The 726-nt window shown below is 49.0% G+C and carries 1 protein-coding gene; it reads right to left on the bottom strand.

From position 1 onward, the window contains the following. Positions 1-598: hypothetical protein (locus G3480_RS28115; protein ID WP_206171943.1), on the bottom strand; the 598-nt coding region annotated here is incomplete at its 3' end. Positions 599-726: the final 128 nt, after the last annotated feature.

A 726-nucleotide genomic window follows, 5' to 3' on the forward strand; every position in this document is an offset into this window, starting at 1 on the left:
GCCAGCTCGGGACTTTTCTTTGCGTCTCACCCAAAATAGGTCGCGACGCTCTCCCTAAATCAGCGCGGGACGTAACACCTGGGAGCGGAACGGCGGCCGGCTTATCTGAGTAGCTTACGACAGCCGAGACGTAATATGCTAGGATTGAGTCTCGGCCCCCAGAACTCTCCTTAAATCTGAACTGAAAAGGGTCTCCAGCTGCTGCAAGCTTGAATGCGTCAGTGTTCATCGACTCGGACAGAGTAAAGGTGTTCAACCCATCGGCAAGCCGGAGTTCAGCAGCATAACCACCAGAATCCGGAACGTCGCCGAGCAATAGCCACCAAGAACTAGTGGACCAAATTTTGGCTTTTACGTTGATCGTTATGGAATCTACTTGATAAAGAGAGCTGAAAAGTTTGTCAATAGAATCGAGGAGGGAAGCGTTATCGCCAATGTTCTTCGAACCGGAGATAAAAGCACCATAACTGGACGGCTGTGTGATCAGGAGGTAGCTTGAAGCGGGATCGGTCGTTGCCCAGCCAGCATAGCGAGAATTGCCATAATAATTGGCAATAATCTCGGGCGAGGTATATGGAGTCGCTTGTGCCGTTCCCAAGATGCTAAGACGCTGTATAGGAACTAGCTCTTAATAATTCTTGACTTAGAGCGCGCGACGAATGCGAATAATTCACTCATAAGCTATTTGATTGTTGCAGATTTGACGAAGCAATAGACGTGACGATG

The sequence above is a fragment of the Thiorhodococcus mannitoliphagus genome (assembly GCF_010915725.1).
GTDB lineage: Bacteria > Pseudomonadota > Gammaproteobacteria > Chromatiales > Chromatiaceae > Thiorhodococcus > Thiorhodococcus mannitoliphagus.